The organism is Mesobacillus jeotgali (assembly GCF_014856545.2).
In the GTDB taxonomy this organism is placed as follows: domain Bacteria; phylum Bacillota; class Bacilli; order Bacillales; family Cytobacillaceae; genus Mesobacillus.
In genome coordinates this window covers 2,483,176-2,508,257 of the sequence record NZ_CP109811.1, presented here as the reverse complement: position 1 = coordinate 2,508,257, position 25,082 = coordinate 2,483,176, and the positions used below count along the sequence as shown (strand labels likewise).

20 protein-coding genes and 1 pseudogene are annotated in these 25,082 nt (G+C 36.4%); 3 read left to right on the top strand and 18 right to left on the bottom strand.

From position 1 onward, the window contains the following. Positions 1-2 precede the first annotated feature (2 nt). The 4 genes from FOF60_RS12760 to FOF60_RS12745 all read right to left on the bottom strand — a co-directional run bounded on the left by FOF60_RS12760 (position 3) and on the right by FOF60_RS12745 (position 4,472). Positions 3-860, bottom strand: coding sequence for an ABC transporter permease (locus FOF60_RS12760; RefSeq protein ID WP_192472105.1), 858 nt, complete (start codon positions 858-860; stop codon positions 3-5). Next, entirely contained in the window at positions 853-1,818 is a 966-nt protein-coding gene (locus tag FOF60_RS12755) for an ABC transporter permease (RefSeq protein ID WP_225650191.1), read from the bottom strand. The genes FOF60_RS12760 and FOF60_RS12755 overlap by 8 nt, the downstream gene beginning before the upstream one ends. Before the next feature lie 81 nt (positions 1,819-1,899). Further along, complete coding sequence (locus FOF60_RS12750) at positions 1,900-3,696, bottom strand: ABC transporter substrate-binding protein (protein ID WP_192472103.1); 1,797 nt, start codon at positions 3,694-3,696, stop codon at positions 1,900-1,902. 23 nt (positions 3,697-3,719) lie between these two features. Continuing rightward, entirely contained in the window at positions 3,720-4,472 is a 753-nt protein-coding gene (locus FOF60_RS12745; RefSeq protein ID WP_192472102.1) for a PIG-L deacetylase family protein, read from the bottom strand. A gap of 203 nt (positions 4,473-4,675) precedes the next feature. On the opposite strand from FOF60_RS12745, the gene FOF60_RS12740 reads away from it, so the two are divergent. Then, positions 4,676-5,617: a plastocyanin/azurin family copper-binding protein gene (locus tag FOF60_RS12740; RefSeq protein ID WP_192472101.1), complete on the top strand. Its 942-nt coding sequence runs from the start codon at positions 4,676-4,678 to the stop codon at positions 5,615-5,617. A gap of 236 nt (positions 5,618-5,853) precedes the next feature. Here FOF60_RS12740 and FOF60_RS12735 read toward each other — a convergent pair whose 3' ends face one another. The 11 genes and pseudogenes from FOF60_RS12735 to FOF60_RS12685 all read right to left on the bottom strand — a co-directional run bounded on the left by FOF60_RS12735 (position 5,854) and on the right by FOF60_RS12685 (position 16,629). Continuing rightward, positions 5,854-6,096: a hypothetical protein gene (locus FOF60_RS12735; RefSeq protein ID WP_192472100.1), complete on the bottom strand. Its 243-nt coding sequence runs from the start codon at positions 6,094-6,096 to the stop codon at positions 5,854-5,856. A gap of 12 nt (positions 6,097-6,108) precedes the next feature. Continuing rightward, positions 6,109-6,783 carry a response regulator transcription factor gene (locus FOF60_RS12730; protein ID WP_192472099.1) on the bottom strand — a complete coding sequence of 225 codons (675 nt, stop codon included), beginning with the start codon at positions 6,781-6,783 and terminating at the stop codon, positions 6,109-6,111. Continuing rightward, on the bottom strand, positions 6,780-8,162 hold the full coding sequence (locus tag FOF60_RS12725) for a sensor histidine kinase (RefSeq protein WP_225650189.1): 1,383 nt from the start codon (positions 8,160-8,162) through the stop codon (positions 6,780-6,782). The genes FOF60_RS12730 and FOF60_RS12725 overlap by 4 nt, the downstream gene beginning before the upstream one ends. A 450-nt stretch (positions 8,163-8,612) precedes the next feature. Further along, entirely contained in the window at positions 8,613-9,227 is a 615-nt protein-coding gene (locus tag FOF60_RS12720) for a YdhK family protein (RefSeq protein WP_192472098.1), read from the bottom strand. Between the two features lie 249 nt (positions 9,228-9,476). Beyond that, positions 9,477-11,907: pseudogene (locus tag FOF60_RS12715) on the bottom strand (heavy metal translocating P-type ATPase). 127 nt (positions 11,908-12,034) lie between these two features. After that, the gene (copZ, locus tag FOF60_RS12710) at positions 12,035-12,241 is read right to left on the bottom strand and encodes a copper chaperone CopZ (RefSeq protein WP_192472096.1); all 207 of its coding nucleotides are present in this window, start codon (positions 12,239-12,241) and stop codon (positions 12,035-12,037) included. Positions 12,242-12,255: 14 nt separating this feature from the next. Further along, positions 12,256-12,597 (bottom strand): metal-sensitive transcriptional regulator, encoded by a 342-nt coding sequence (locus FOF60_RS12705; RefSeq protein WP_192472095.1) that lies wholly within the window; start codon positions 12,595-12,597, stop codon positions 12,256-12,258. 495 nt (positions 12,598-13,092) lie between these two features. Beyond that, on the bottom strand, positions 13,093-14,037 hold the full coding sequence (locus FOF60_RS12700; RefSeq protein ID WP_192472094.1) for a F510_1955 family glycosylhydrolase: 945 nt from the start codon (positions 14,035-14,037) through the stop codon (positions 13,093-13,095). Between the two features lie 205 nt (positions 14,038-14,242). Continuing rightward, on the bottom strand, positions 14,243-15,400 hold the full coding sequence (spoIIP, locus tag FOF60_RS12695; protein ID WP_192472093.1) for a stage II sporulation protein P: 1,158 nt from the start codon (positions 15,398-15,400) through the stop codon (positions 14,243-14,245). 169 nt (positions 15,401-15,569) lie between these two features. Next, positions 15,570-15,896, bottom strand: coding sequence for a four-helix bundle copper-binding protein (locus FOF60_RS12690; RefSeq protein ID WP_192472137.1), 327 nt, complete (start codon positions 15,894-15,896; stop codon positions 15,570-15,572). 187 nt (positions 15,897-16,083) lie between these two features. Then, a complete protein-coding gene (locus FOF60_RS12685; protein WP_225650211.1) occupies positions 16,084-16,629 on the bottom strand; it encodes a ferric reductase-like transmembrane domain-containing protein in 546 nt (181 codons plus the stop codon). A 503-nt stretch (positions 16,630-17,132) separates the two neighbouring features. Here FOF60_RS12685 and FOF60_RS12680 point away from each other — a divergent pair. Then, complete coding sequence (locus tag FOF60_RS12680; protein ID WP_192472091.1) at positions 17,133-18,749, top strand: multicopper oxidase family protein; 1,617 nt, start codon at positions 17,133-17,135, stop codon at positions 18,747-18,749. Between the two features lie 551 nt (positions 18,750-19,300). Here FOF60_RS12680 and FOF60_RS12675 read toward each other — a convergent pair. Continuing rightward, positions 19,301-20,410: a YncE family protein gene (locus tag FOF60_RS12675; protein ID WP_192472090.1), complete on the bottom strand. Its 1,110-nt coding sequence runs from the start codon at positions 20,408-20,410 to the stop codon at positions 19,301-19,303. Positions 20,411-20,980: 570 nt separating this feature from the next. Between FOF60_RS12675 and FOF60_RS12670 the strand changes: the two genes are divergently transcribed. Beyond that, positions 20,981-21,991 carry a tyrosine-type recombinase/integrase gene (locus FOF60_RS12670; RefSeq protein WP_192472089.1) on the top strand — a complete coding sequence of 337 codons (1,011 nt, stop codon included), beginning with the start codon at positions 20,981-20,983 and terminating at the stop codon, positions 21,989-21,991. Positions 21,992-22,067: 76 nt separating this feature from the next. On the opposite strand, the gene FOF60_RS12665 is transcribed toward FOF60_RS12670, so the two are convergent. Both FOF60_RS12665 and FOF60_RS12660 read right to left on the bottom strand, forming a co-directional pair. Beyond that, on the bottom strand, positions 22,068-23,417 hold the full coding sequence (locus FOF60_RS12665) for a hypothetical protein (RefSeq protein ID WP_192472088.1): 1,350 nt from the start codon (positions 23,415-23,417) through the stop codon (positions 22,068-22,070). A gap of 92 nt (positions 23,418-23,509) precedes the next feature. Next, entirely contained in the window at positions 23,510-25,069 is a 1,560-nt protein-coding gene (locus FOF60_RS12660; protein WP_192472087.1) for a hypothetical protein, read from the bottom strand. Positions 25,070-25,082 lie beyond the last annotated feature (13 nt).

Here is a 25,082-nt window from a genome sequence, read left to right as displayed (position 1 = left end):
TGTTAACGCCCCCTTCTCAGTCGCGGATTCATAACTTCTTCCAATGAATAGCCAGTAAAAGCAAATCCTATTACCAGTGTGGTGATGAGTAAGCCAGGAGGAAGTATCCACCAGACCCATGCATCCGTCAAGAACGCTCCCCTTGCCTGGGCATAATATAAAATCGTTCCCCAGCTCTTAGTAAAAGGGTCTCCTAAACCCAAAAAGCTTAAGGATGCTTCAATTAAAATAGAATGACTTGCTGCTAATACAAATTGGGAAAGTGCAATTGGGATAACACCCGGCAAAATATGCCGGCCTAATATGACCTTAATATTTGTGCCGATTGATTTGGCGGCTTCGACATACCCTTTTGTTTTTAGCGTTAATACCTGTGATCTTATAACCCTTGCTGGACTCGCCCAAGAAATTAAGCTTATAACCAAAATGATATTCCAAAAACTTGGACCAATAAAGGCTGCCAATAAGATCATAAGAGGCAAAAATGGGATAACAAGAACAAGGTCTACTAATCTCATTAAAAGAGCATCTACTTTTCCGCCGTAATACCCTGATATTACACCGATAAGGCATCCAAGAAGAATCGAAATAAAGGCAGCAAGGACACCAATTAATAATGAAATTCTAGTCCCATACAGCAATTCACTTAAAATATCCTGTCCTACGTCATTGCTACCCAGGAGAAACTGACTGTTAGGTTTCGTAAATGGTGTTCCCACACGTTCAGTCGGGTCAAATGGTGCAAGTAAAGGAGCGAAAACAGCTATCGCCAAAAATATAATCAAAAGTCCTAATCCGACTATACCGATATTATTAGATGTAAGTACTTGCCAATACTTTCTCCATTTTTTATTACCCATTTCGGCTTCCCACCTTCGGATCAAGTAAAGGATATAGTAAATCCGCCAAGAAATTGGCAATGACAACACTGAAGGTAATAATCAGGAATGTAGCCTGAATCAGTGGGTAATCTCTGCTTAGAACTGATTCAAACATTAATCGTCCTACACCCGGGTATGCAAAGACCGTTTCTATTACAGTAGCCCCACCCAAGGTAAACCCTAAGCTAAGCATAAATACAGTAGCCACCGGAAGCATAGCATTTCTCATGGCATGCTTATACTTAATAACTTTTTCTTTTACGCCCTTTGCTTTGGCCATCATAATATAATCTTCACCAAGAACATTTAGCATTGAATATCTCATAATCATGAAGGTGCTTGTTACTGAGATTAATATGAGGGTTGTTAATGGCAAAATAAGGTGTTTACTAATATCAATGAATCTTTCCATACCCGAATAGTTCGACCAGGCACTTTCAGCTCCGAAAACAGGGAGCCACCCTAATTGAGCTGAAAAAATAGAAACTAAAATCATACCGACCCAGAAGGAAGGCATTGCACTTAGAAACATAAAAACTGTTAATAAATTCGCATCAGTTTTAGTCCCTCTGCGCCAGGCTGAAATGGCTCCAAACATTACTCCTAGAATGGTTGAGAGGACAAGACCGAGCCCTGTTAGAAGCATTGTCCAAGGTAAGCGCTCCATAATAATCTCTGAAATCGGTCTTTTTTGCTGATAGGAGAAACCGAATTCTCCTGTCAGAATATTTTTTATATAAGTTACGTATTGTTCAAATATGGAATCATTAAGTCCATGCTTTTCCAAGATTGCTTCTTTCTCAGCGCTGGACATTAATCCAACATCCTCACCTGCCAAAAATACGAGGGGATTGCCTGGCATAAGCCTAGGCAGAAGAAAGTTCAATGTCAGCATTAGGAAGATAACAATTGTGTATTGCAAAAGCTTGCCTGCCATAAATTTCCCCATTATTCTGCACCTCCTGCCAGTTTAGGAAAAAATCCCGTAAAAATTTTTACGGGATAGATCCTTTATTCCTTAAAAATCAAAATCATCCTTATCGTTCGTCTTCTTTTTCCTTTTTAATAAGAAGAAAACTATAGCTGCTATTACGATAAGTACGCCAAAAATTATAATCCCGTTATTATTTTCTTTTACTGAATTGCTGTCATTAGACGTTTTTTCATCAGAAGATTTACTTTCCCCACCGGAATTACTGTTATTCCCAGCAGCATCTTCACTTCTTTCCCCAGAGACAAATGACAACTTATTGATTATCCCTTTTCCTGTTTGGAAAACAAAACCATCATATTTTTCAGGGTTATAAGCATTGACGATTTCCTGATAATAGAGAGTAATAATTGGTGCTTCATCTGCTACCATTAATTGCAGATCATTAATAAGCTCTTGTCGTTCCGTCTCATCAAATGTCGCTCTTAGTTGGTCCGACAGAGCATCAAATTCTTTGTTTTTATAACCACCGATATTTACAGCACCAATTGCAGGATCTGAATAAAACAACTCGACTATCCGATCAGGGAAAAGCTGCATCGTGTTTGACCAGCCGAATACTCCCATATCAAAGTTTCTTCCCTTGCTAACATCGTAGTCAGGCCACATTAAACTAATAATGGTTGTGTCTTCCATGGCTTTTACAGAATTTTTGATGCCTATCTCATTTATAGCTTCAGAAATCAGTTCTGCAACACGGATTCTAATTGGATTGTTAGAGTGGACTAGTGTTGTGAAATTTATTTCTTTTCCTTTTTGGTCTTCCCTGAAACCGTCCCCATTTGTATCCTTGAAACCAGCATCATCAAGGATTTTCTTTGCTTTTTCGGGATCGTAAGAAGTTTTTACTTCACTATTGTATGAAGGTGATGACGGATGAATAAAACCCGGGCTGCCGACTTCTGCAAATCCTAAAAGCACGATATCAACCAAACTTTTTTTATCTATTGCAAGATCAATTGCCTGTCTGAAAGGCTTTTCTGTCATAGGATATTTTTCAGAATTTAGCTGGAATAATGTGGTGCTGAATCCTGCTCCACGTGAAATCTTTAATGAGGGGTTAGACTCGAATTGGCTAACAAGTTCCGGAGAAATATTTGATGAGATCGCATCAATTTCCCCAGATTTCAATGCATTGTAAAGTGCTGTAGTATCTTTGATGATTGGAAATATGATTTCTTGAATAGGAGGAGCTTCTTTAAAATAGTCCTTGTTGGCGGTCACTTTATAATATTGATCAGCCTTATGTTCACTTAAAATGTATGGGCCACTTCCTATTGCATTGGTTTCACTGTCAGGATCTGAGATTTTTGACCAAATATGCTCTGGTAATATTGGTACATCCGCAAGAGGCTGAATCATAAAGTTTGGATCGGGTTTTGAAAGAGTCATTGTAAAGTCAGTTTCATTTTCAACAGTTAATGAGGCAACGTTTTTAAGAGGGTTGGTAAATCTTGATTTAGGATATTTAATAAAATAATCTACAGTAAACTTAACATCATCAGACGTAAGCATTTCTCCATCATGCCATTTTATATTATCGTTCAATTTAAAACTGTATTCCAGCCCGTCATCACTGACGTTGTACTCTTTTACAAGCCACGGCACTGGTTTGTTATCCTTGTCTAGTTGCAATAGAGTGTCATACAGCAGGCTAACCAAGTCAAGACCTGGATAACCGGTTTGATAAGTATAAGGGTTTAACGTGCTTTCATCACTAAGAATTCCAATTTTTAGTGATTCTACTTCTGATTTAGCAAGACTGTTTCCTGCAGAAGAAAAAACAAAAAGAGCAATAATAATAAGTGATATTAACTTCCTCATTTTTCCAACCCCCTTATATTTTGTTAAACCATTAATTCTTGCAAGTGGAAATTCCCTTCTCTACGATAGGCTTCCGCAAGAGCGAAATGACCATGGGTGGCAAGGCCATGATAAACATGAACAGCCTTATCTAGAACTTGATGTATAGCTCTTCCCTTTTCCTGAAAGTTGGTTAATTTTGAGAATCCAGGATACAGAATTTCAGCTGCTTTCGGATCAAGCATTTCATCAAAATGCATGCCACTGAATTCTAATTGGCTATCAAGCATATCCATTGCACGTTCTTTTTTCTCCCATACTTCTGTAATGTCAACGACAGTATTAGGATGGTGCGGTGTCATATAGTAAATAGTTGGAATCGGATGAGGGTCTAATCCTGGTAGTTCGTCTACTGCAAAATCTCTGCTAGAAAGGGCGATTGCCTCGAGAAGCAATGTCATTGCTGGACGACGGTCGGGGTCCAAATCGTGAAAGGAGTGTTCAGGATCTTGGGTAATAATGATGTCAGGTTTAACCTCCCTTATAATTTTCACAATTTTCTTCTTGGATTCAACGCTCAAATCAACGGTACCATACTGGAAATTCAGGAATTTAATATCCTTTACTCCTAGTACTTCTGCTGCATTCCTAACCTGTGGTTGGCTAGTTTCCCGGCACAGCATGATGGATGCATATGATTCTCCACCATTTAGAACGTTCTTAGCCAGTGCACCTCCGCACTCTACAACTTCCATTCCATAGACACCAAGAAACAATATTTTCTGTCCTTTTGCCATTCTATTCCCTCCTCAAATGTACTTTACCCCGCTACGGTATATTCATGGAGTAATTAAAAATAATCTTACTACCATACTAACCTTTTGTAAATACTAAATATTTAGAATTTTTTAATAATTATTCTTAAATAGAATTCTTTTTTTTAGAATTGGCTTGTCTAGGAGTGACATATGATGTACCAAATAAAGGAGGTTGAAGATGAATGAACGAATTTCACTATTTTGTTTTAGGGACACTATTACTTGTGACTCTGATTTCCATCATACTTTCATACCAATATAGAACAAAGATGAAGAGTATGGCATCCATGGTTATATCTATGGCTATATCAATGAATATTGGTGTAACCTCAGGGATTCTTTTTGGGTTTTTAAATCAAGGAGATTTATTCCTTTCTTCCCTTATTTCCGTATTGATTGGAATTTCGGTAGGTATTGCTGCAGGATTTGCATTTGGGATACTCCCGGTTATTGAGGGATCTATGGCTGGAATGATGGGGGGAATGATGGGTGCAATGCTTGGTGAAATGATTTCAAGACTCCAAGCAGTTTCTCTTCTAAATATATTTTTGACTATTACTGTCTCTACCTTATTCCTGTATTTGATTCTTTCCCAACAAAAAGCAACCAAAGATACTGGGGTTTTTACCAGTTGGCTTTTAAAGCCTATCATTACATTCATTGTTTTAGTAGGATACTTTTATTTTGGCAACCAATTAAATAAAGAGTCGGTTTTTTCAAGAGAATCACCAACACATGAGAATCATTCCCAAATTACTACTGATAACAAGGATGAGCAATTAAACCGAATAACTATTCAAGTTAATCCATCAAATTTTTCCTATTCTCCAAGTAAAATCAATTTGTCAAAAAACAAAAAAGTCTTACTTACCTTTACTAATCACGACTCCATAGAGCATGATATCGTGATAGTAAAAATGCCGACATTGCCTAATACCGACCAGGAAAACATCTCATCACATGGTTCACATGATTCACATGGAGATGGACTACATTTACATGCTAGTCCACATGAGGAGGGACACATTTCATTTACCCCTACTGAAACTGGTACATATGAGTTTTATTGTTCCCTGCCAGGGCATAGAGAGAACGGAATGGTCGGAATTATCATAGTTGAGTAAGTAAGTTAATTCATTTTCAATTATGAATATAAGAACTTGTTCCCTCACTAAATATTGATGAATACGGTTTGACCCGTTGATGCGATACCAAAATTCTTTGCGTCATCTCCTTAATTGAATTAATAAATATGTAATTTACTTATTGGCTGATACACTATCGGTCACTACTGTAGAAAATAAAACAGCCTTCCTTGTTCTTGGTGGGAACAAGGAAGGCATTAAAGAGTTATGACTACTTATTTTTTCCGATTAATGCGGTTGATCACCATCCACAGCAACAATCCGATTCCAAGCAATATAAGGAACAGCCAAAAAGCCTGACCGAACCAGAAACGCATATGATGGTACATCATTTGCCTTCCCATCATCATTCCCATGGAATTTGGCGGGAACAATATCATTCTGACTACGAAAAACAAGAAAAACAAACCTGTTATGGTGGCAAATGTCATTATGATAATCGGCAATAAACGCTTCATTTTTCATCACCACTATTCCATTTTATATCCAATACCCCAAACTGTCTTAACAATAGACTTATCCACTCCAGCTTTTTGCAACTTTTCACGAAGGTTCTTGATATGCGAATCCACAGTCCGGTCCTCACCCATGAATTCAATCCCCCAAATCATATCCACAAGTTGTTCTCGTGATAAGACTTTTCCCCTGTGCTCGATTAGTGCTGCGAGAATGTCGAATTCAGTCTGTGTCAGGTTGATTCTCAACCCTTCATACATTGCTTCCCTCGCGATGAGGTCAATTACCATCCCCTGATACTTCAAGATGTTCTCTCCAGAATTGGAATGGCCGGTCCTCCTTAGGAGTGCTTTGACCCTTACTAGCAGCTCTGCTTCATCAAAAGGTTTGACAAGGTAATCATCCGCCCCTGTTGATAAGCCAGTAACTTTGTCCTGGACAGCACCCTTAGCAGTAAGCATGATAATCGGCAAGTCAGACATTTTGCGCACATGCTGTATTGTCTCCCACCCGTCCATCATAGGCATCATTACATCCAGAATCATCAGGTCGTAGTCATCCTTTCGAAGCATGTCAATTGCCTCCTGTCCGTCCTCTGCTTCCTCCACATGATAGCCTTCTTGAAGCAGATAAAGTTTAACCAGCTTTCTCATTTGTGCCTCGTCGTCAACAATCAATATTTTGTTCATTCCACTCTCTCCTTGGAAGTTTTTAAGTAGATGGTAAAAACAGTACCTTCATTCAGCTTACTGTTAACCTGAATCTGTCCACCATGGGCTTCGATAATTTGCTTCACCACATAGAGTCCAAGACCTGTTCCTCCAGTTTTCCTTCCCCTTGAACGTTCCACCCGGTAAAATCTATCCCAAATTCGGGAAAGTTCAGGCTTAGGTATTCCTTCCCCAGTATCACAGATTTCTACAACAACAAGGTCCTTTTTGGTCGAGGATCGAATGGTAATTTCGCCTTCAGTGCTGTATTTTACCGCGTTTTCAAGCAGGTTGTAGAAAACCTGCTCCATTCTCTCTTTATCTACTTTTGTTTTTGGCAGTCCGTCCTCAAGTTCAAGAGTGATCTTCAGTCCTTTTTTTACCACTTCAGGTCTGAGGTTCGTAGCTGTTTTATTAATTAGCTCATTTAGGTTGACCGGCCTTTTATCCAGTTCGAATTTCCCCACCTGAAGCTTGCTCATTTCAAACAGGTCATTAATCATGATGGATAGCCGCTGTGCCTCTTTATTTATGATTGATAAGTACTCCTCTTTTTCTTCGTCGCTATTTGCCATTCCTTTTTTCAACACATCGCTGTACCCTTTGATGTATGTCAAGGGAGTCCGAAGTTCATGGGATACTGCAGCCAGGAATTCATTCCTGCTATCTTCAAAGTATTGAAGTTGTTCACCCAACTTCTGGATAGATATGCCAAGTTGGGCTACTTCATCCTCGCCTTTGACCGGAATCGTTTGCATATACTTTCCCAATGACATTTTAGAAGTGGCTTCCTTCATTGCGAGCAATGGACTGGTCAGTTTTTTTGACAAAATACCGATAAGCCCGAAAGCCAGGAGGATAATCCCAATACTGGCTATTGTGATAAGGGCATTCATGACAAAGACGATTTCTCGGAGGATGTTTGAAGGATAGTACATGTAAACATACCCTTCTTGATCGCCAATAACAGAGACTGAGATAATATAGCGATGGTCCCTCCAATCATCTTCTAGAATATAACTGCTTTTTTTTCTGTTTTCTCCAAGATGCTTCTTCATGTCATTGTCGGGTTCTTTTGAAGCAACGATGATATTGTTTTCGGAATCTACAATCAGCACCTCAGTTGTGACTCCTTGTTCCATTTCAACCACATGGCCAATCGTTGCCCGGTCGAAGTTTTCTTCTAAAATACGGGCATGGTTGTTTCCACGCGTTAGGACATCCTGCTTAATATAATCAATTAAAACATTTGTGAAAACACCATAGAGGACCAAACCCAACAGAAGAAGGAAGCAGACAAATATCGCACTGAACAAAAGGCCCAGTTTAAAAGATATATTCTTCAACCTAGAAGGCATATTAATTTCTCACCCTAACTCAATAACTACTTCGTTTTATTTGTATTACTCATTATATAATAGATTAAAAAAATCAAGAAAATGTGGAGAAATCTGATAATCCTAGAATAGGGAATGTCGTTCCTTCTTTAAGTAGAATCAAGAGTCATATTAGACTAGTCAAAAATATGTTTCTTCAAGACTAAAGTTCAATGGCTAAAGCACTTAATGATTAGAAAATGATAACCAACTATTCGCTTTTCCACTCCCTATTACGATCTAGTGCGGCACCATTTTAACAGGTATTGAGGCAGTATTTATAAGAACTACAATAGAAGAAAAAACCATTTTAATTATCTTATATAACGGCGTTTTATTTACAAAGGGGAGCTCGAAAAATAAACACATAAAAAAGGGTGTTCAGAAAGTCTAAAATAAACTTACCTGACACCCTGTTATTTTTAAGTTGTTTTATTCAACCGGTAATAGTTCATCTTCTGTTACCCATTTATGATTTTTAACTTCTTCACCATTTGTAGTCAGTGTGAAATCAACCATGTACACTGTTGTTTGTTCAGCAGAATCAATTTCAGCAGTTGCCCCGTCCATTCCCTCCATATGTTCAGCATTTATAGTAACTTCTGATCCAGGTTTAACTGTTTCTTGTCCGACTCCCTCTAACTCTTCATGAATCACCCATTTATGATCTTCCACTCTTTCTCCCCCGGTAGTCGGAGTATATGAAACAGTATAAACCGTTGTGTCATATGCCCCTACAATAGTTGATTCCGCACCTTTCATACCAGGCATATGATCGGATTCAATAATTGCTTTGCTCCCAACTTCATAAGCTGGTGAAGCCGCCTCTTTTAAACCTTCAGGAACTTCACCCGAACCGGACATATCCATATTGCCATGATCCATATCTTCCATATCTTCATCCATCTTATCTTGGGTCTCTTCTGTATTGTTATTCCCCGTACTTTCATTTTTTTCTTCATTTCCATTTGCACATGCCCCTAATAGTAATAAAAGAGAGGTCAGCAATAAAAACAGCATTAATCTTCTTGTATTAATTCTTAACATTCAACAAACTCCTCCTTTGGCATTTTAGATTATCTTACCCTGAATTAGTAATTAGACACATCAATTCCCTTAATCTTTTATTCCCCATCTGCGAACATTTATCTGAAAGTCAAAATTATTACTTAATAACTGCATAGAAGGCAATCATTTAAAAATTACTAATCTGTATGGTTTTTTCATAGGTAAGGGAAGAAACGAGAATGACTCAGTAAGTCACTCCCATTTCTTGTACTTTTTTCTAGACCTTTTCTAGCGAATAGGTTTCCATTTTCGTAAAAACAGTGTATTGCCAACTACTGAAACAGAACTGAAAGCCATAGCTCCTCCAGCGAGAATTGGGTTTAAAAGGCCGATTGCTGCAACCGGTATCAATATGACATTATACGCAAATGCCCAGAAAAGATTTTGTTTGATTTTTCTCATTGTAGATTTTGATAAGCTAATTGTATCAACTATTCCCATTAAATCACCTCGCATTAAGGTGATATCCGCAGCTTCCATAGCAACATCTGTACCTGTTCCAATGGCAATACCAACATGCGCAGCAGCTAGTGCTGGTGCATCATTGATACCATCCCCGACCATGGCTACAATTTTCCCTTCCTGCTTCAATTTTTCTACCTCGGCTGATTTGTCTTCTGGGAGAACTTCGGCAAGTACCCGATCAACCCCCACCTGATTGGCGATAGCCTCGGCTGTCAATTTATTATCGCCAGTTATCATAATAACTTCTATGCCCATGTTTTTAAGGTGTTTAATTGCTTTTGCAGATGTTTCCTTTACTGTATCAGCAACTGCGATTATACCGGCAAGGTTGTCATTAACTGCTATTAACATAGCAGTTTTCCCTTCACCTTCAAGTTTTTCCATTCGATTTAATGCAGTATCAATAACGATACTATTTTTGTGCATTAACTTTTTATTCCCTATAAATACCTTTTGATCATTTATGTCCACTTGAATTCCATGCCCTGGGATGGCATTAAAATTTTGAGCATCCTGGAGCTGAAGATTCTTCCCTTTTGCTCCATTAATAATTGCTTCTCCAAGTGGATGCTCTGAACCTTTTTCGGCAGAAGCAGCTAATTGCAATAATTCATTTTCACTGTATTCCCCAAATGTGATGATATCTGTTACATCGGGTTCTCCTTTAGTTATAGTACCGGTCTTATCCAGTACAACGGTAGTTACCCGCTGTGCTGTTTGAAGATGTTCAGCTCCTTTAATAAGGAGGCCATTTTCAGCACCTTTTCCAGTACCAACCATTACTGCAGTTGGTGTAGCCAAGCCTAATGCACAAGGACATGCAATAACCAGCACAGCAATAGTGCTGACAAGGGCAGGCGTAAATCCTGCCAGGAAATAAGTTATAGCAAAAGTACCTAATGCAATTAGTATGACAATCGGGACAAAGATTCCAGATATTTTATCGGCAAGTTTCTGAATAGGGGCTTTTGAGCCCTGAGCTTCTTCGACAAGTTTGATAATTTGAGCTAACGCAGTATCCTTTCCAACTTTGGTCGCTTTAAAGGTAAACGCCCCGTGTTTATTTACAGTTGCTCCAATAACTGTGTCGCCTTTTCCTTTTGTAACAGGCATACTTTCACCGGTAAGCATGGATTCATCAACTGTAGTATTTCCCTCGATTATTTCTCCATCTACTGGAACCTTTTCTCCTGCTCGAACAAAAATCAAGTCACCTGTTTGAACCTCTTCTAGTGGAATATCAAGTTCTTCTCCATTTCGTAGGACCTTTGCTGTTTTTGCTTGAAGTCCCATGAGCGTTTTAATTGCTTCAGATGTTTGCCCTTTTGCCCTTGTTTCAAGCAATTTCCCCAAAACAATTAAGGTCATAACAATGGCAGCTGCTTCATAATACAAAAATTGCCCTGTTCCTAATATCGTGACAATTAAACTGTAAAAATATGCGGCTGAAGTTCCCAGTACAACTAAAACTGCCATGTTTGCACTGCCCCCACGAACCGCGTTGAAGGCATCACGGTAATAATGGCCTCCTACATAGAATTGAACTGGAGTAGCAAGAAGGAATTGAACCCATGGACTCATATGAAAAAACATCCCATTTCCATATTCCATCGCAAAATCCGATATCATTTGAATTAAGAAAAACACAGAAAGGATTGCCCCTACAGTGAATTTTCTGACCTGCGTTTTGTATTCCTTTTCCCTTGCGCTACGCTCATAATCATCATTACTATCGCCTACTACCCTGGCATCGTAGCCGACTTTTTTTTACAGCCGCCATTATTTGCTCGATATTTGTGTTGCCAGGAATATATTCGATAATTGCTTTTTCAGTTGCTAAATTGACAGCTGCGCTAGTAACTCCTTCAACCTTTTTCAAGCCTTTTTCAACACGAGTTGAACATGATGCACATGTCATTCCAATGATATCGAGTTGGACTTTTTCCTCCTGAACTCCATAGCCCGTCTTTTTTATTTTCGCAATGACATCATTAACAGAAGCAACAGCAGGATCATATATAACAGAAGCTTTCTCAGTAGCGAGGTTCACATTAGCCTTTTGTACACCTGGAACTTTGGCAATGTTTTTCTCGATGCGTGTCGCACACGCAGCACATGTCATTCCAGTGATACTCAATGTAACGTTTTCTTCTGAAAGATCAGTTTGAGTCTTTGCTATTGATTTCTCACCCATTTTTCTTCCTCCTTTTTAGCTGGAAATGAGGATAAATACTATATTATCAAGATTGGTTATATACCCATACAGGGTATACATGTTATTAAAAGAAAGGGTGTCGCATTAAGCACACCCTTCTTCATAATTAATTCACATCATAACCTTGATCATCAATAGTTTCCTTAATCTTATCCAGGGAAACTTCCGTTGGACTGTATTCCACATCGACTTTTCCGCTTTCAAGATAAACTTTAACATTTGAAACTCCAGGTAATTCTCCTACACTACCTTCAATCGCTTTAACACAATGTCCACACGACATACCAAGTACATTTAATGTTACCTTTTCCATTTCTAACAGCTCCTTTACTTTTTTATTAACTTATGAATTGTAACGAGTACTTCATCTAATACATCGAAATCTCCTTGCTCCAGGCGGTCCACTACGCATCCCTTTAAATGTCCTTCTAAAAGAACTTTTGCCACGCTGTTCAAAGCAGATTGGGTTGCTGATATTTGTGTAATGACATCATCACAATAAGTGTCTCTTTCGATTAAACCTTTTATGCCACGTATTTGACCTTCTATCCGGTTTAGTCGAATCAAAAGTGAGTTTTTCACTTTATCCGAGTGATGACTTTTCCTTTCGAGCTCGTAACAATTTACTTCATCAGCAATTAAAGTATTCGTTTTTATTTCAGGTTGCATTTAGCTTCCCCCCTTCTATAACCAATATACCATACCCCTGTACCCTATGTAAATATAAACAAATTAATTTTTAGAAAAATATGTAATTAATGTGAACGCAAAACAAGATAAGCCTTGCACTTGATTTCCAGTTTGCTTTTTTGGTATTGCCTGCCTACTACCTGTGTATCTTTTTGCACATAAAAAGGGTTTATCATTTGAGTGTCATAAAGATATTTAGCAAGTTGAATACTCGATCCTGCGAACCCATTTCCCAAGCATGGTTGCCATCTAAAACCTTGGAATGTCTTCTAAAGACCTGCAGAACCGGGTTTATTGTTCTCTTCGGGGACATAAAAAAATTGAATGATTGGCACTATTACGGAGAATTTAGGAAAAGCCATCCTCTATTATTTATACTTGGATGGCTTTTAGCTTATCCTTCACTCTTTTGACAGTAAACTTCATACAATTCTATATAATTTTCACTATCAGGTTGCATTTCTATTTAAGAGATTACTTTTCTCCTGACTTCCTACTTGTACCTTCTTCAACAATTTCATCCCATGTTTTGCCACTATCACTACTTGTATATACATTTAGTAAATCGGTTGCAAATGAGAGCTCTTTTTTGTTTTCACGGTTTACGGCAATATAAGAGATATTTCCCTCAAAGTTTTGGGGCATATTTAAATTACTGAAACTACTATCACTGATATTAATTTGTAAGATTCGCTTGTCACCATTATTTGTTCCTGCAATTATTGTATCATCCTCTGAAAATACAGCAGCACTCACACTTAAATCCGTTACTATCTGTTCAAACGAATCCCCATAGTTCTCAGAAAGATAGAGACCCTGATCTGTTCCAATTGCGAATGTTCCATTTTTGGAAGGATGTGCCGCCATTACTAAAGGAGAGCCGGAAATCCCTTGCAAATTCATTAAATTCCAGGTTTCTCCCTGATTATTTGAGTAGTAAAATCCTTGTTCTTTCATTTTGGAATTAGGTTCAGATGCAAAGACATAGATTTCTTCTGTTTCGTACCCTACGGACAATGCATGGAAATCTGCCTCCCCATGCAAATCAACTACATCAACTGTCTGTCCATTGTCCTTGCTTTTTACAATTCCTAAGGGATTTTGAAGGTTAGAACCAGGTGCTGGGTGTCCACTGCTGTAAAATCCATCCTTAACGGGTGAATACCCCATATAATCATTTTTTGGTCCTTCTGGTATTGACCATGATCCATTAGAGTATACCTTTAAACCATCATGGACTGCTGCAATTAACTTTTCTCCATCTTCTGAATAGCTCAGACCATGCAAGTCAGAAAATGTCATTTTATTTCCTCCGTTATTAGGAAGAAGAATTATAATCACGAATAAACCCATTACTACTAGAAAGAGCCACCCTAAGCCAAACTTTTGCTCTTTGTTTTGTTTCTTCTTTTTAGTCATCGTTTCCTCCTGAAATTTATTATTCCTTTACTTTTGTTACTAATATCCCATAAAGCTATGCATTTTTTATGAAGCACCGATATTGACAAACGGTTCTGATTTAACAAGAGGGAGATGGGCAAACTTTGAAGAATTGGGTTTCGATCTTCTGTCAAAAGTTCCGTAGGTGGATAGAGTTATAGACTCTATCACAATCGCAAAACTATCAATTCCCGTTTACTTCCTCAGCTTCCCAATAATATTCACTGAAAACTTCCGCAAATGCTTTAATAGAATGATCCAATTCAATGCTATTATTCTCTATTCCTCCAAACTCAAGCAGCATCGATTGGCTGGAAAGGTCCTGATTATATACTCCATTTCCATCATCTTTTGTCTTTACAAAAACACCTCTGCTGATTCCTGGGAATTTCTCTTCTAGCATTTTATTCAATTCTTTGGCTAAGGCAAGATTACTTTCATAGTTTTTATTTTCCCTCCCCACTATAAAAAATAATCTTGCAAACGGTTTTCCGTTGATCATTGTAGTTGTAAGCTTTTTAGGTTGGGAATCCCTGTGAATATCTATAAGATAACTAATAGAAGATTCTTGTTGTGCCATTACCTCTTTTACTGACTCTCTTGAAAGCGTATATGAATCATTGTAATTCCAATTTTTCTTTTTTAATTCCTCTGTAACATTGGACGTGCTGTGGCTTGCTCCAATGCCTTTTTTCATTAATTCGTCTCTTAGCTTTTTCCCCACTGCTATTATGTTTTTACTTTCATTTAAACTTACAGCTTCATTTGCGGTCTTCTTTCCAGGCAATGAGGGCAAAAAAGCTTCCCAGCTGTGGGAATGATAAATATATGCCACATCCTTTCCGGTTTTAAGGACAGGCGAAATCCCTTTTTCTTGTGAAACATTTTTTTCGCCTAGCTCCTGTTCTGCCATTTCTTTCTCTTTCAAAAGCACTTCTAACGGAGGAGCAGATTCCATTGGCATTGTGGTAAGATCTGTCCCAATTCCTGCGATAGCAATTTCGGTATTAAAGTTGAAAAAACCTGGAATTTCTCGACCTAGAAATGTTCTAGTGTCTTCTGGCCAAATATTTGTAAAAGAGAGAAATACTGCTCGGGAGATAGAGGGTGTTTCTTGTTCATTAATAACTGAGCTAAGCGATCCTATTTCAGTTGCCATGAGACTTAGGATGATATTAGTATGTACGTTTTCGCTAGTAGCTGTAATAAAGGAAGAATTTATTTTTTCTTTAAAATCAAGAAAATTAATGAAAAATATAATACTAATAATTAAGAAAAAAAACGCGAAATAAATCTTGTGAACTCTTATTAAAAATATAGTATTTTGATGTCTTTTGTTCATTCGTTCACTCCGTTCTAAAACTATCAACTTACTCGATTTATATGACCGGAAAAAGAATAATAGACTAGATTTCCATGTAGACTTTTAGAGTAAGGGCTTTGCCGGCATGTCGGAATTCAGACATCTTGAAGACAAAAAAACAGACACCAAGTGTCTGTTTTTTGGGTTACTATACCATTTGTCGGCATGCTTCTGCACATTTAAAGCAAGCATCTGCACATTTTTGACAGTGTTCATGTGAATGCTTCTTGCATTCGTTTCCGCAAGCCTCGCAAATATCTGCACATAACAGGCAGATTTGTTTTACGAAAGGACTGTTTGATTGCATAGAATTGGCAGCGAAAGCACAAATGTCAGCGCATTCCCGATCCATTCTTATACAATCTGCCATCATTTTTAAGTCTTCTTCATGGAAACAAGCATCATAGCATACATTGCAAGCCTCCAAACATTCAAGGCAAGCCTGAATACACTGTTCATAAGTTTGGTTATACATAGAATCACCCTTTCTGTTTTTTCCTTTCATTTGATAGGATACCCATGCATTAAGTAAATAAACTGCATATAAAATGCATATCTCTTAAGATGCTCACAGTAACACACTTAAATAAATGAAACTGAAAATACAATCGCAAGGCATATTTTTCTAATTGAAAAAAATAAGAACTCTATTCTATTTTCCTTCAATTTTTGCTTTGGTAGACGTTTCGAATAAAAACAGCCCATTGCAGCACGAGAATAACTGTTACGGTTACTAAAAAAGGTTTTTGTACCCAATTATAACTGCCTAATCTAAAAAAGAAGAGAAAAAATGCAGTGTGCAATACTACTAGAATATAAAGTGTCCCACTTTTCTTTTGGAGGTAGTCCCAACTCCTTCCCCCTAATATTTTTATTGCATAATTATTTGATATTAAAGCAAGCAGAAATAAGTAAGCTAATCCCACAGCACCAACTAGGTTAGCGAGGGTGAAACCAGGATCAAACGAAAGCTGGCCAGTTTCTTGGTTCACGCCAATGATCAGTCTGATCGGTTCCCAGTAAAACCACCCCTGGAATAGTACATATACATGTAGTAAAGCCATGATAAAACACCAAATCCCTAACTCCCTTCTCCATGATAAAAAGCGAATAAATAGGTTATTTAATCTACTTAATGGACCGATTATAATGGTAATGAAGAGAAGAATAAGAGATACATCAGCATAAGATCTATTCCAAGCATGCATGGGACTCCATTCGGAGCGACTACTTAAGAATAGGTAGACAAGAATACTGCTTGTCAATCCAACAACCATGTGTCTGATAAATAAGTTCATTAAAGTTATTCCTTTCTAAATTAACAGTCCTATATAATGAATTAAATTGAATGAGATGCGCAATAAAATATTAGAAAAAAACGCCTTTTTCTTTAACCATAAATTTCAGACAAGAATATACACACTCTGGTACAAGCAACGAAACACAAAGAAAATTAAAAAGCCCATTTATATAGCAGGGCTTTTAACTTCCTTCCTGTTTTATCCAAATTCGCCACCTCCTATTTAAACAATCTTAACATTACTTTTTGCAGAAATTTCTAATTATTAATTGATAAAATAAAACTTTACAAAAATTTCATGGTAACTCATACCCAAATAACTATTTCTAAAAAAACGACGAATTTTCATCCATAATTTCTGCAATTATTTGTATTATGATTTCCTTAAAAAAATTTCAGGAGGTATACAGCATGAAATTAAAGTTACTTTCAATTCTCATTTTCTCCACCCTTTTTATTGCTGCCTGTTCCAGTAGCAGTATGAGTGAAATGGATCATAAAAACATGGAAGAAGAACCTAGCTCTGAAGTAAAAGAAAATTTAGAAGGTCTACAAACTGCTAACGTTACTGAAACACTTACTGGCAATGAAATAAATATTATTGCCAAAGAAGCCAAGCATCAGCTAAGTGAGGATGTTAGTGTAAAAGCACTTACTTTCAATGGTTCTGTTCCCGGCTCCCAAATTCGGGTAAAGCAAGGAGAGAAATTAAAAATAAATCTTAAAAATGAACTGAATGAACCAATCTCTATACACTGGCATGGAATTACAGTGCCAAATGAAATGGATGGCATCCCAGGTGTGACACAAAATGCAGTCCAGCCAGGTGAAAGCTTCACCTATGAATTTACCCCTGAGGATCCGGGAACTTATATGTATCATACCCATCAAAATGCTGTTGAACAAATGGATAAAGGGCTTTATGGTTCATTTATTGTAGAGCCAAATGATAAGTCTTATGATCGTGATTATACCCTTATGCTAGACGAGTGGATGAGCAAGCCAGAAGAAGCTGAATCCAGTATGGAGGGAATGGACCACGGTAATATGGATTCAGACGAGGACAGTGATAAAGAAACTGATTCTGGTGGCATGGATCACGGCGATATGGGGTCAAATGAGAATGAAAGCATGGATGGAATGGAAGAAATGGGCCACGATATGAGTGCTTACGATATCTTTACGATAAATGGCAAAAGCGGTAACAGCATTGAACCATTAAAGGTCAAAGAAGGAGAAAAGGTCAGAATTCGTCTTGTCAATGTAGGGTATATGTCTCATAAAATTCACCTGCATGGCCATGACTTTAAAGTCGCAGCAATTGACGGACAAGAACTAAATAAACCAAAAGAATTGAAGGATCAAGTAATCTCAATAGCACCCGGTGAGAGATATGACATTGAGTTTACGGCAAACAACCCTGGAGAATGGTTCATAGAGTGCCACGGAGATATGGAAGGTTCAAGTGGAATGAATACAAAAATTCAATATGAAAACTCTACTGATTCAGCTGACAAATCTAACAAGTCCGAAGATTTACCTGAATTTTCCTTTATGAATTATGGCGGCTCTGAAAAGGGTGAATTTTCACTGGATCAAAAATATGATATTGAATATAAAATGGATTTAAACACAACGATGGATGGCAACGAAATGGCATATACGATTAACGGCAAAACTTTCCCAGAAACTGATAGTATAAATGTCGAGGAAGGCGATCTTGTTAAAGTAACACTGACCAACAATTCTATGATGGATGACCATCCTATGCACTTGCATGGTCACTTCTTCCAGGTTCTTAGCAAAAATGGAAAACCTGTAGAAGGTGCTCCAATCATGAAAGATACGATTAATTTAAAACCTGGTGATGAATATGTCGTTGCATTTAAAGCAGACAATCCTGGTAACTGGCTATTCCATTGTCACGATTTGCATCATGCCACTGCAGGAATGGTGAATATGGTTAAATATGATGGGTTTAAAGTAAACTTCACTCCAGATCCTGATGCAAATAATAAACCTGAATAATAACATCTTCCGTTAGAGCATTAAAATGTAGAATAAGAAACTGATTTCAAAGAGGAAGCCTACCTGGCTTCCTTTTTTACTTTCAGTCCCTTCTTCAATCGGTATATATAGCCTTTCACCAATGTGTTTTTCCGATTTCCTCCCTAGTTGGAACCTAACTAGATTTAGTCCTCGCAACTTCTTCTAAACTTACCGGAGTTGTTGATATTGGCCTCTTTCTTTACGAAAGACTGAAGTTTTCAAGCCACTTTCCGGCAGTCGAAGTCAAATTGCGTTGGCTATCAGGCTAGCCTTTTGAATCGCTTAACAGTTGCTGCCAACAGCACGATTCTTTTATACTTGTCCATTCATCTCCCCGATTAGTTTACTTGTATTTACTGTCCATTTTACTAGCTTCATGGTATACAAAGCCTCCTTTACTAAGGGGAACCCTTAATTCATTTTGATTCTATAAGTCAAATGTGTAGAAACAATCGAGTTTATGTGACGAATAATTGTATTCATTCATGCAAAAAGCCGCCCCCCAAGATAAGAGGCGCGGCATCCATCCATTACTTCATGATCGTGATCCCATTTGGGACTTCTCCAACCTGAATCGTTTGTTTTACTTCTTTCGCTTCAAGATCTATAATGCTTACCGTATCTTCGAACATATTGGTCACATACGCCGTCTTACTGTCACCGCTCAGCACCACACCATGCGCTCCTTTACCCGTTTCAATTGTGGAAACTGCTGCTTTTGATTTCAAATCTACAATCGTTATGCTATTAGAAGGATTACTCTCTGTTCCCTGATTGGCCACGTAGGCAAATTGATCATTAGCATCAAGATATACTTGAGCCGGGCCAATACCGACTCCTACCTTCTCTATGTTTCCACTTTCAAGATCAACAATTGCCAGAGCATTTTCAGCATTGAGCGTTGTTACCAATGTCTTCCCATCAGCGCTTATTCCTGTCGTGACCGGAGCGGCACCTACCTGTATTTTGCGATCTTCTTTCATTGATTCGAGATTAATGACACTGACAGAATCCTCACCCATGTTCGCTATATAAGCATGCTTGCTGTCGCTTGATATCCTGAAGCCATGCGGGCCTTTCCCTGTTCCTATTGTATTGACCACAGTGTAGTCTTTAGTATCAATAACGGAAACATTATTGTCCTCATTGTTTGTGACAAGGGCGTATTTTCCATCCTCTGTATACACAACATGGGCCGGATGGCTGCCGACTTCTACTTCTTTCAGCAACTCATCTGATTCAGTATCATAAAAAAGGGCAGTGCCATTCATTTTCATTTCATGTCCTCCATCATCATGCTCGTCACCTCCGTGAGCCCCCATGCTCGGGACGATCGTAGCAGCAACTGTCTTTCCATCGGGTGACACTTGAATATTATGGACAACCCCATCTGCTTGAATCGTTTTAACAACCTCATTGTTCATAGCATTTACCTTGCTTATTGTTCCCCCTTCATTGGCTGTAAAATAAAACTTGTCTACCTGAGCATTTTTTGATGCTTGTTCTGATTTTTCTTCGACTTGCTGCTTTTCCTTGGCAGTCGCCTCTGTAACATCTTTGGCAGGTTCGGTACCACACCCGGCAAGAAAGATACCTGCTGCTATCACTAAACTTATCCCTCTAAAATAAGATTTTCTCATGATCTGAATTCCTCCTTAATGTGATTACACCGATAGCATAACCGGGTTCTCCTATCGGAAATGTGATGCACATCACAAAAAGAAAAATATCAAGAAACATTTTAACAATTTCTTGAAATTCATATTTACTGCAATATTTTAATCTACAATATACAATTTCTACCGATATAGACTTCGTAATGCATGGCTTTCATTAACGCTTGAACTCCTGATTCTCACCAATTATGATCAACTAGTTCATTAACAGAATTCATTCAAGATTATTGGGAACTACCTTCATTTTTAAGGAGCTGTGGATAAGCTGAGATAATTGTATAGAAATGATTTTGATTTTAATTAGGTGTAGTTGGTTCCTAGAAATGACGCCACTTTTAAAGGTAAAAGTGTGTTTGGTTGCAAAATAATGAGCTTCAAGTATTTTAAAGACTAACTAGACAAGAACGAACCCCAAAATAGGCCTCAAATAATTGGAACATTTTTAGATATTATTTTTAGTTAATTTCTATAGTAGACTAATTACACGTTTAATCTTTCCTAGTTAAAAATGAAGTAATTCGGGAGAAAAGCAGAATGAATTTACATGAAGGAAAATTAAAAACAATTGAAAATATAAAGGGCCAACTTCCGTGGTTTGTTAATGAGTTCTTGGATGTTAAAATTAAAAATAAACGCTCGTTTGATACAGTATATGGATATGCCTCGGACATCCATCATTTTTTAAATTGGAATTGTGAACAAGGAATATTTATATCTAGGACCTCTGAATCTGTTACTTTATACGATTTAGAAAAGTTGAGTAAGAATGAAGTTCAAGAATATCTAAATTGGCTAGAGTTCGAAATGAAACATTCGGATAATACAATTAACCGAAAAATTTCATCCCTCCGTTCATTATTTGTATATCTTACAGTAGAATATGAAGATGATGATGGTGAGAGTTATTTTAACAGAAATGTTATGAACTATATTCATTTGAGAAAGAAAACGAAGCAAACAGTAGCTAATGAAATTTCAACCATTATTTTATCCGGAAGTAAAACAAAGGAATTATTAGACTTTATAATAAATGATTATGAAAGAGAAAATATTTCAGCACGGCAACGCACATCCTTCCAAAAGAATAAAAATAGAGATATAACAATTGTTAGCTTGATTTTAGAATCTGGCTTACGTGCAGCAGAAGTAATTTCGTTAAAAGAAAATGATATAAAGTGGGAGGAAAAAATAATAATAGTTATAAGAAAAGGAGAAAAAGTCTTAGTACCAATTTCACTAACAGCTTTGACTCACTTAAAAGTTCACTATTCTAAATTGATAAAGGAAAGTTTTTTAAATGAAAGTAAAACCTTATTTGGGAAAAACCATTTAGGAAGTTACACACCCCTTTCAATTCGAAGCATTCAACTAATAGTTGAGAAATATACAAATTCATTCTCAAAAAGTATGAGTCCCCAACAACTTAGACAATCTTATGCGGTACAACATTGGAACCGTAATAAAGATGCATTAACCTTATTAAGTCTACTAGGTAATTCTGATGCGAGAATATTAGATATATTAACAAGAATCAAATCGGACTAGATAATAATAAGCAGAATGAACCAAATGCCTTTTAGGTATTTGGTTTGTTAACTTTTGATAAGATAATTTAACTTGGTTACTTTTTCCAAATGTGAAGGTTAACAGAATCTTTTTGGTCCTTATTTATTTCAACTATAAAAGTTGGTATGTAATCCAATTCTAGAGGACAATAATAATAAGTATTTTCATTGACTTCCCTTCGCTGAAAGTGCTCGAACCAACAATAGAAATAGTTAGTAATAACCTTTCCATAAATTTTATTAATTAACCACAAAACTAATTTGCGAGTTCTAAATTTTTCATCAATAGAGGATATCGTTGTATAAAAAAGTCTTTCAAAAAAACCATGTTCTTGGTAGCAATAAACTTTAAAATTAAGGTAAGAATCATGAGTTTTTGAAATTTTTTTCTCTACTTCAGAAATATTATTAAGCCCCTCAATAAACTTTCTCCAATGAACGTAAGTGTTTGAGTATGGACACTTTGGTTTAACAGGATGATTTCTTATATTCAATTCTATACATTTTTTGTGTTTAAATAATATGGTAGCTTTAAGGTGCCTTACAATAGAATAAAAGGTTTTTAGAGTAGATAAATACAGTAATTTAAAGTCGTTTTCAGTAAAATTGAATTTCTCTTCATGATTAGTTACTTTTGGACTACTGAAGGTAAGGCACTCTTCTTTACCAATATTCACTTTATATTTATTAGATAAAATGTAGTTATACTTCTCTAAAGCAGCCTCCCTGACAAAGAATACACATGGATCAAAATAAAGAGTTACATTTCCTTTAGTTGATTTTTTTTCAATTAATTCTTTTGTAACAGCACAGCTTAACTGAAATTTATTTGAGTTTACTGTTTGCCATTTCTTTTTTGAATTAAAAAACAAATGAACTTTTTCGCTTGTTTCTACATCTCTACTTACTGCATTAAGTTGAAAATTACTATCAAGAGAAGCATCAACTATAATATTCTTTTTATGGTTAGTGATAGCCAAAGGTATTTTATGAAAAGGGCAGTAGCTTAAGAACTTAAATTGATGGAATATGCTATGATAATTAAACTCTATACATGTTTTGCAAGTTGTAACTTCCTTTCTAAACAACTTTTCAAGAGGGAAATTATCAATTGGTAGTCCAGTAGAAAGTAATTTGACTATGTTCAATTGATGTTTATAGAGATCATAACCAATTAATATATTCGTCTCTGAATTAAATTCAGAAAAATATATTGAGCGATTGTTAGCTGGAGCAATTTTATCACTTGCGAACAGATGTAAAATTTCTTTATTGCTAATATTGTTTGCTAGCTTTATTTTTTCAAATATACTCCAAATTGATTCAAACTTATTAATCCAGCTATTATTCCAGTTTAATAAAGATTTTTTCTTTATATCCTTATTAATTATTATAATTGTACCCATTATGTTCCTACCCCCTCAATATCATTATTGACAGCCAGAAGTGAAGAAATACAAAAAACTGCTGAAAAATTTTCCAGCAGCATAAAATATATTTAATTTTTTCTTCTTGAATCCAATTTCTCTATTGCTAGTTTCCTTGGGTTATAACTATTTTCAGAAGCTTTAATTCTTCTTTGTTTCACACTTTTATTCGGACAAAGTTCACTAAATTTTGTAATTAATTTACTATAATCAGGTAAATAATCCACCCAATAAATCTTATCACAGTTGTCTAACCTGGAATTTACTATTAAGATTTGATTTAAATTTTTATATTTCGTGTAATCAATATTACCATTTTCTCTATTTATCGTAGATAAAGTGTTAAGCAAACTAATAAAATGGTGTGAATATAAATGGGCAATTACTCTATTAATAACCCACTCTAATTTAGGTACATTAAAATTGAAATTATCTGATCGAATCAAATCTTTTGTCATAGCCAGAATTAAGTTTCTATCAATTCTATTTGCAACATCAAATCCTTCGTCATTTAATCTGTCTTCATAGGAATATCGATTATCAACACTTGTTGGTTCATTAAAACCTTGTAAATTTTTCCTGCTTTCTAGGTATGCGAAAGCTATTGGGCAAAAAAAGGGATCATCCTCTTCTTTCACTCTAAGATGATTCTTCATTCGCTTTAGGCAACTTCGGTGATTTTTATAGACCTCTTTACGAATTTTCCTACTGATAGCTTTTACCGTTTGCCTGGTGGATAAAAATATATCATCTATAACATTTAAATGGGGATTTCTATAGGGAAATCTATCGAGAAGTAATAAAGGATCCATATTTTCCTTAATTTTTGAATAAGATATTGAACCATTAGATACCATCCTACCCTTATTAAAATGCGGTATGTCAGAAACTAAAGTTATCATTTTTTTCAAAAGGTTATTTTGTAAAGGAAAGTCTTTATGTTGTAAAAAATAGGTTCCTTGTAACACTTTTAACTCTTCTTCATTTAAAGTTATCCATCTTTTTAATTCTATTGATTTTATGTCTTCCATTCTCGGGCTATACCAGTCAGGGAATAGCTCGTCATTCACTTCTAAATATCCATTCCCACAATTACAGTGAAATGGAAGGGTAGCTTTATTGGTTATTTCATAACCAAAGTCATTTCGGTACCATCTGCTACAACGTTCACAAGCCTGAATAAGTTTTTGACAATGAAAAGGACATTCGTCAATAATCTTAAGTTGATGAAAAACACTATGATATCCTTTTCTAATACAAATTGGACAAATATAAAGGCCGCTATGAAAGTATTTATTTACATTTGTTTTTCCATCAAAAAGTGGTTTGCAAAGCATATCAATAAGATTATTATTATGTTCTTTTATAGAAAAACCGAAATAATGTTTGAATTGATTATCATCTATTCCTTTTAGGGTTAATAACTCCCGGTGATTCCAACCAATATTTGATTTTAATCCCTTAACATGTGCTGTTCCACATATTTTTAAAAACTCTTTTGAGGTAATTAAGTTGGCATGCTTGATTTTTTCAATAATTCCCCAAGGTGATTCATAATCGGCTATCCACTTAATATCCCATGTTAACCTTTCGCTTAGTGTATCTGAAGGTTCTAGATGTATGCGATTCAAAATAATTTCAACC

Coding starts and splice junctions, on each gene's coding strand:
- copZ (WP_192472096.1), bottom strand. CDS start 12,241: ATGGAAAAGGTAACATTAAATGTACTTGGTATGTCGTGTGGACATTGT.
- FOF60_RS12730 (WP_192472099.1), bottom strand. CDS start 6,783: ATGAACAAAATATTGATTGTTGACGACGAGGCACAAATGAGAAAGCTG.
- FOF60_RS12700 (WP_192472094.1), bottom strand. CDS start 14,037: ATGACTAAAAAGAAGAAACAAAACAAAGAGCAAAAGTTTGGCTTAGGG.
- FOF60_RS12670 (WP_192472089.1), top strand. CDS start 20,981: ATGAATTTACATGAAGGAAAATTAAAAACAATTGAAAATATAAAGGGC.
- FOF60_RS12760 (WP_192472105.1), bottom strand. CDS start 860: ATGGGTAATAAAAAATGGAGAAAGTATTGGCAAGTACTTACATCTAAT.
- FOF60_RS12665 (WP_192472088.1), bottom strand. CDS start 23,417: ATGGGTACAATTATAATAATTAATAAGGATATAAAGAAAAAATCTTTA.
- FOF60_RS12705 (WP_192472095.1), bottom strand. CDS start 12,597: ATGCAACCTGAAATAAAAACGAATACTTTAATTGCTGATGAAGTAAAT.
- FOF60_RS12680 (WP_192472091.1), top strand. CDS start 17,133: ATGAAATTAAAGTTACTTTCAATTCTCATTTTCTCCACCCTTTTTATT.
- FOF60_RS12740 (WP_192472101.1), top strand. CDS start 4,676: ATGAACGAATTTCACTATTTTGTTTTAGGGACACTATTACTTGTGACT.
- FOF60_RS12685 (WP_225650211.1), bottom strand. CDS start 16,629: ATGCATGCTTGGAATAGATCTTATGCTGATGTATCTCTTATTCTTCTC.
- FOF60_RS12675 (WP_192472090.1), bottom strand. CDS start 20,410: ATGAGAAAATCTTATTTTAGAGGGATAAGTTTAGTGATAGCAGCAGGT.
- FOF60_RS12725 (WP_225650189.1), bottom strand. CDS start 8,162: ATGCCTTCTAGGTTGAAGAATATATCTTTTAAACTGGGCCTTTTGTTC.
- FOF60_RS12690 (WP_192472137.1), bottom strand. CDS start 15,896: ATGTATAACCAAACTTATGAACAGTGTATTCAGGCTTGCCTTGAATGT.
- FOF60_RS12745 (WP_192472102.1), bottom strand. CDS start 4,472: ATGGCAAAAGGACAGAAAATATTGTTTCTTGGTGTCTATGGAATGGAA.
- FOF60_RS12755 (WP_225650191.1), bottom strand. CDS start 1,818: ATGGCAGGCAAGCTTTTGCAATACACAATTGTTATCTTCCTAATGCTG.
- FOF60_RS12750 (WP_192472103.1), bottom strand. CDS start 3,696: ATGAGGAAGTTAATATCACTTATTATTATTGCTCTTTTTGTTTTTTCT.
- spoIIP (WP_192472093.1), bottom strand. CDS start 15,400: ATGAACAAAAGACATCAAAATACTATATTTTTAATAAGAGTTCACAAG.
- FOF60_RS12720 (WP_192472098.1), bottom strand. CDS start 9,227: ATGTTAAGAATTAATACAAGAAGATTAATGCTGTTTTTATTGCTGACC.
- FOF60_RS12735 (WP_192472100.1), bottom strand. CDS start 6,096: ATGAAGCGTTTATTGCCGATTATCATAATGACATTTGCCACCATAACA.